The organism is Massilia phosphatilytica, assembly GCF_977014125.1.
Genome location: NZ_CDRNIL010000114.1, coordinates 1 through 5,610 on the forward strand (window position 1 = coordinate 1; position 5,610 = coordinate 5,610).

Annotated in this window: 6 protein-coding genes and 1 pseudogene; 3 read left to right on the top strand and 4 right to left on the bottom strand. The window is 69.7% G+C overall.

Going from position 1 to position 5,610, the window contains the following annotated elements; all coding sequences use genetic code 11:
• A partial coding sequence (locus tag ACWNCF_RS03890; protein WP_449406091.1) for a PhaM family polyhydroxyalkanoate granule multifunctional regulatory protein occupies nt 1-204 on the bottom strand: 204 nt, incomplete at its 3' end.
• 139 nt (nt 205-343) lie between these two features.
• Between ACWNCF_RS03890 and ACWNCF_RS03895 the strand changes: the two genes are divergently transcribed.
• Nucleotides 344-1,549 (top strand): DUF3108 domain-containing protein, encoded by a 1,206-nt coding sequence (locus ACWNCF_RS03895; protein WP_449406092.1) that lies wholly within the window; start codon nt 344-346, stop codon nt 1,547-1,549.
• Nucleotides 1,550-1,592: 43 nt separating this feature from the next.
• Nucleotides 1,593-2,321, top strand: a complete 729-nt coding sequence (locus tag ACWNCF_RS03900) for a DUF3108 domain-containing protein (protein ID WP_449406093.1) — start codon at nt 1,593-1,595, stop codon at nt 2,319-2,321.
• Here the strand turns inward: ACWNCF_RS03900 and ACWNCF_RS03905 are convergent.
• Nucleotides 2,311-2,949, bottom strand: a complete 639-nt coding sequence (locus tag ACWNCF_RS03905) for a pyridoxamine 5'-phosphate oxidase family protein (protein ID WP_449406094.1) — start codon at nt 2,947-2,949, stop codon at nt 2,311-2,313. The genes ACWNCF_RS03900 and ACWNCF_RS03905 overlap by 11 nt on opposite strands.
• A gap of 89 nt (nt 2,950-3,038) precedes the next feature.
• On the opposite strand from ACWNCF_RS03905, the pseudogene pdxR reads away from it, so the two are divergent.
• Nucleotides 3,039-4,495 (top strand): annotated as a pseudogene (gene pdxR, locus ACWNCF_RS03910) (MocR-like pyridoxine biosynthesis transcription factor PdxR).
• Here pdxR and ACWNCF_RS03915 read toward each other — a convergent pair.
• Nucleotides 4,492-4,926, bottom strand: coding sequence for a carboxypeptidase regulatory-like domain-containing protein (locus ACWNCF_RS03915; protein ID WP_449406095.1), 435 nt, complete (start codon nt 4,924-4,926; stop codon nt 4,492-4,494). The pseudogene pdxR and the gene ACWNCF_RS03915 overlap by 4 nt on opposite strands.
• Nucleotides 4,927-5,324: 398 nt before the next feature.
• Complete coding sequence (locus tag ACWNCF_RS03920; RefSeq protein WP_449406096.1) at nt 5,325-5,510, bottom strand: hypothetical protein; 186 nt, start codon at nt 5,508-5,510, stop codon at nt 5,325-5,327.
• Nucleotides 5,511-5,610 lie beyond the last annotated feature (100 nt).

The window sequence follows — 5,610 nt, forward strand, 5'->3', positions numbered from 1 at the left end:
TACGTCCAGGGCCTGGATGGTCCCGCGCAGCATGGTGAGGTCCAGGTTCGGCCAGGACTCGACCGCCTCGAGGTCGGCGATGCGCTTGTCCAGGTCATCGGTCGACATCGGGGGCGTGGCCATGCCCGGCATGCCGGGCAGGCCGGTGCCGGGGATCTGCATCGATCCCCACAGGTTCTTGACGAAGTCCAGGGTGTCCGTCATGCCGGGCATGGGGCGAGGGTTTCAGCATGGTGGTCTCCTGAATTGGTCGCCGCTAGCGTAACAGATAAATAAGAGCGGATATAGATGCGGATGCAGGGGCGGGTACGCGTGCGGCGGGCGGACCGGCTACACTAGGCGGATGAGGACCGCATACGCCAAGAACCACGGGCGCCGCCGGCAACTGGCGCTGGGCGTGCTCACGATCCTGCTGCACGTGCTCGTATTCGTCTGGTTCGCCGGCCAGGTGGGCCGCGTGCCCGACCGTTCCGCGCGGATGGCGCGCGCGCCCCTGACGGCCGAGCTGGTCGAGGCACCGCAGCCCCGTCCGCTGCCGCCCATGCCGCCGCCGCAGCCCGCGCTCGATCCGCCGCCGGTGCCCGAGGTGGTGCCGGAGCCCGTGATCCCCGTGCCGCCGCCGCCCGGCCCGGATGACGCCGCGCCGGCGCAAGGCGCGCCCGATGGCACGGCAGCGGGCGCAACGCCCGCATTGACGCCGCAATCCGACGGCATCGCCGCCGCGGATGCCGCGGCACGGCAAACGGGCCAGGATGGCGCCGTCGGCGGCGCGGGCACCGTACAATCGCGGCAGGCGGCGCCCCAGGGCGCGGCGGCGCAGGCCCAGGCGGACGCGGCACCGAAGCCGCCGGCCGCGCCGGAAGCGCGCCGCTACAAGGTCGACATGCCGCCGTCGGCCGACATCACGCTCGACGTCGCGCGCACCGACGCGAACGGCACGAAGTGGAGCGGCGATGCGTTGCTGTCGTGGCGGGTGACGCCGTCCGGTTATCGCGTCCAGGTCGAGGCGGGCATCCGCATCATGTTCGCGCACGCTGAACCTGCTCACCCTCACGAGCGAGGGTACGGTGGGCAACGAAGGATTCGTCCCCACCCTGATGACGGAGAAGCGGCGCGGGCGCGCCATGACGGCGACGCATTTCAATCGTCCGGACGGCACGCTGACGTTTTCGGCATCGGCCGCGAAATACCCGCTGGTGCCGGGCGCGCAGGACAAGGCCAGCGTGCCGCTGCAGACTTGGCGGCCATCGCGCGCGGTGATCCGAAACAATTGTCGGGAAATATCGACATCCTTGTCGGCGAAGACCGCGACGCAAGCGTTTTTACGTTTACGGTGGCCGGCCAGGAACAGATCGACACGCCGCTGGGCCGCATCGCCACGTGGCACCTCGTGCGGCCACCCAAGCCAGGCTCGTACAATTCGCGCCTGGAATTGTGGCTGGCGCCGGGCTATGGCTGGTATCCGGTACAGATCCGCAACGTCGAGGCGAGCGGGGCTGTGACGACCCAGACCGTGAACAATATCGTGATCAAACAAGCAGGAAGCTGATATGAAGAATGTAAAGAAACTGGCAGGCGCGGGACTCGTCGCCATGACGCTCTCCCTGACGGTGATGGGCGGCCCGGCCGGCGCGGCGGAGGAGCACCCGGCCGTCAAGCGCCCGTTTGACCTGCCGCCGTCGGCCGACCTGAGCTATTCCATCGGCGCGCGCCAGCGCGGCTTCAACCTGAACGGCGAGGCGACGCTCACCTGGCGCGCGAACGACGGCAAGTATTCGGTCAACGCCGAGTCGCGCGTGGCGCTGCTGGGCGAGCTGACGGAAAACCGCAGCACGGGCGTCGTCGACACCTGGGGCCTCGCGCCGGCCGAGTACTACGACAAGCGCTTCCACAAGGACCCGACGACGGCCACGTTCGACCGCGACGGCAAGACCATCACCTTCAGCGACGGCGACAAGACCTACCCGATCAAGGGCGGCGAGCAGGACCGCGTGTCGGTTTCGTGGCAACTGGTGGCGGTCGCGCGCGCCGCGAAAGACAAATTCAAGCCGGGCTCGGAATGGCGGTTCTTCGTGATCGGCCCGCGCGACGCCGACCCGTGGACGTTCCGCGTCGTCGGCCGCGAAAAGGTCCAGGCCGGCGCGTCGCTCGGCGAAGTGGATGCCGTCCACGTGATGCGGGCGCCGCCGCCGGGATCGAAGGACCAGACCCTCGATATCTGGCTGGCGCCGGGACACGAGTGGTATCCCGTCAAGCTGCGCTTCACCGACAACGACCGCGATTACGTCGAGCAGACGCTGGAAAAGATCGTCAAGAAGTAACCCAGTCGCGCACGTGGTCCGGCGCCGGCAGCGTGCACTGCGGGTCCGGCACGGGCGTCCCGCGCACCTGCGCGAGGGGCAGCACGCCGGCCCAGGTGGCGATGTCCATGTCTTCCTCGTCGTCGCTGGGCGGACCGCTGCGGACCTTGCACACAGCCTCGGCGAGGGAAATGCGCAGTGCGGTCGTGGCGGCGTACTCCTTGTCGTTCCCGGGACGCACGAGGGCCTGGCGGCCCGGCAGCAGGTGCTCCATGAAATCTTCCAGCGCCTGCCGCTTGGCGGCCTCGCCGACGACCTCGAAGCGGCCATACACCATCGCGCTGCGGTAGTTCATCGTGTGGCTGAAGGCGGAACGTGCCAGCACGAGCCCGTCCAGGTGCGTGATCGTCACGCAGCAATCCTGTTCCGTCAGGCGCTGCAGCATGCGGCTGCCGTTCGACCCGTGGATGTACAGGTGATCGCCGCTGCGCCAGCAGGCGGTGGGGATGCAGTGCACGCCGTGCGCGTCGGCGAAGGCGATCTGGCAGATGTAGGCGGCATCGACGATGGCGTGCAGCAGGGCGGGATCGTAGGACGCCTTGGGCGCGCCGCGCTTGACCTGGGTGCGGAGGGAAGGAGCAGTGTTCATGGCCTCGAAAGTAGGGATGGAAGCCGCACTATAATGGCCGGGATGGCTCCAGGAACAGGTCCAGGACCACGCAATTTCATGGAGCCACGATGGATTACGCGCTGCTGCTCGACGCCTTCGCCCGCGACCACGCCCGTCATGGCTTGTCCGGTCACCCCTGGCCGCGCCAGCGGCTGCTGCACGAATGCCTGCGCACGGCCATCCGCGACGGCACGCTGGCGGCCGGCACGCGCCTGCTGGCCACGCGCGCGCTGGCGCAGGAACTGGGCATCGCGCGCAACACCGTGCTGTATGCGTACGAGCAGCTGGCCTGCGAAGGATTCGTGATCCCGGACCGGCGCGGGACGGTGGTCGCCGGCATCGCGCCCGCGCCGCGCCGGCGCGCGGCCGACGTGCCGCAGGCGGGCCTGGCGCGCCGCGCCCAGAACCTGCGGACCGTGCACGGTAGTCCCGGCGACGGATTGCCGTTCACGCCCGGCGTGCCGGACCTGCGCGCGTTTCCGCTCGCGCAGTGGCGCCGCCTGCTGGACCGCGCTTGGCGCGGGCTGTCGGCGGCGCAGCTGACTACGGCGACCCGGCCGGCGAGCCCGCGCTGCGCACCGCCATCGCCGACTACCTGCGCGCGTCGCGCGGCGTGGTGTGCGAGCCGGGCCAGGTGTTCATCACGGACGGCACGCAATCGAGCCTCGACCTGTGCGCCCACGCCTGCGCCGACGCGGGCAACACGGCCTGGATCGAGCATCCCGGCTACGGCGGCGCGCTGGCGGCGTTCCGGGGCGCCGGTCTCGTCGTCGAAGGCATCACCGTCGACGCCGAAGGCATGGCGCCCGCCGTGCAGGACTGGACCCGGCGCCGCCCGAGGCTGATCTACACGACGCCGTCGCACCAGTATCCGGCTGGCGTGGTGATGTCGCCGGCGCGGCGCATGGCGCTGATCGCCGGGGCGCGTGCCGCCGGCGCGCTGATCGTCGAGGACGACTACGACAGCGAATTCCGCCACGAGGGCCCGCCGTTGGCGGCCATGCAGGGCCTGGTGCCGGATGCGCCCGTGCTGTACTGCGGCACGTTCAGCAAGACGATGTTCCCGGCGCTGCGGATCGGCTTCCTCGTCGCTGCCGGCCGGCCTGGCGTTGCCGCTGGCGGCCATGCGCGCCCAGTCGTCGGCCGCGGGGCGCACGGCGGAGCGCTGGCGCTGGCCGAATTCCTGCGCAGCGGCGAATTCGCGCTGCACCTGCGCCGCATGCGCCGCCTGTACCGCCAGCGGCGCGATGCGCTGGTCGCGGCGCTCGACCGGCACCTGGGCGATCGCGCCGTCGTGGAAGGGGCGTCCGCGGGCATGCACCTGGCGCTGCGCCTGCCCGCCGACGGCCCGGCGGACGTGGAGATCGTGCGCCGGGCGCGCGCGCAGGGCATCGTCGTGAATGCCCTGTCGACCCATGCGCTGCCGGGCGGGCCGCCTTGCAACGGCCTGCTGCTCGGCTATGCCCAGGTGCCGGCGGAGCGGATGGACGACCTCGTGCGGCGGCTGGCTGCGTCGAGTGCTTAGTCCTGCGGCCCCGGATCGTCCGGCGAGTCGTTTTCCCAATGCAGGACGATTTCCTTGGGCGCATTGCCAACCTTGACGGTGCGCTTGAAGGTCTTGTCCTGGGCCGCCGCCATGATGCGGTACGTGCCCGGCGGCAGCTTGGCGAAGAACATCGGCCCCGTGTTCGCCGCGCTCACCAGGTGCGTGCCCTTGGTGTCCAGGATGTCGAGCTGGACGTCGGACCGGTAGGCGCCGCTCTGCTGGGTCGCGAAGGTCAGCAGCAGGTTGTAGTTGGCGCGCTGGGCTTTCATCGCGTCCTGTTCTTCCGTGCCGACGCCGCCGTTGATGTAGGTGATGCCGTTCTGCTGCTGCGGGGTGGGGCCCGCCAGGGCGGCGGTCGATGTCAACGCAACGGCCACGACCATGGCCGCGCTCATCAGTGCTCGTTGCATGGCTGTTCTCCTCGGTTGCGCCGGACCAGCCTGCCCGCCCGTCGATGAACTGGACCATGGCGCGGGCCCGCCAATTTCTGCGCGACATACGAGGCGTGGCGACATCAGTCGATCACATGGACCGTGGGAGAATCGTCCTGGTTCCCGGAAAACAGAACCAGATGCCACAGGCCCGGTGCCTTTCTCGAGGGATCGACCAGCCCTTGTGCGCCAAGCGCCTCCAGCCGGTCGCGCACAGACCATGACCTCGGGGTGCCCCCCGCCGGCGACGACCTCTTGCCAGGGTGCGACGGCGTCCTCGAGTCTGTCCAATTCCCATGGCCGCCAATGCCGACGCATTGCGCAGATCGCAAATCCGGTCGGCCGCCACGTGCATGCTGACGATCTCCAGGTGGCCGCTACGGTTGGCCGTGTGCGCCTTCATTGCAGCCGCCACCCCGTCGCGCGATGCGCTCAGGCAGAGCGTGGGCTGCGCCGCGCTGGAGTAAGCGGCCGGGATATCTGGAACCGGACAGCGCGCCGTCCCGGTAGGCCGGATCGACGGCGCGATCAAGAACGCCGTCGACTTTCGTGAACAGCGTCATCGGTTTCTCCTTCATCGAACGTGTTCCTGTCGTGTTCATCGGCGCGTCGGCGACACGTGCCCGATGCGGTCACCCCGGCGCGACGAAGCTGCCTGCCTAC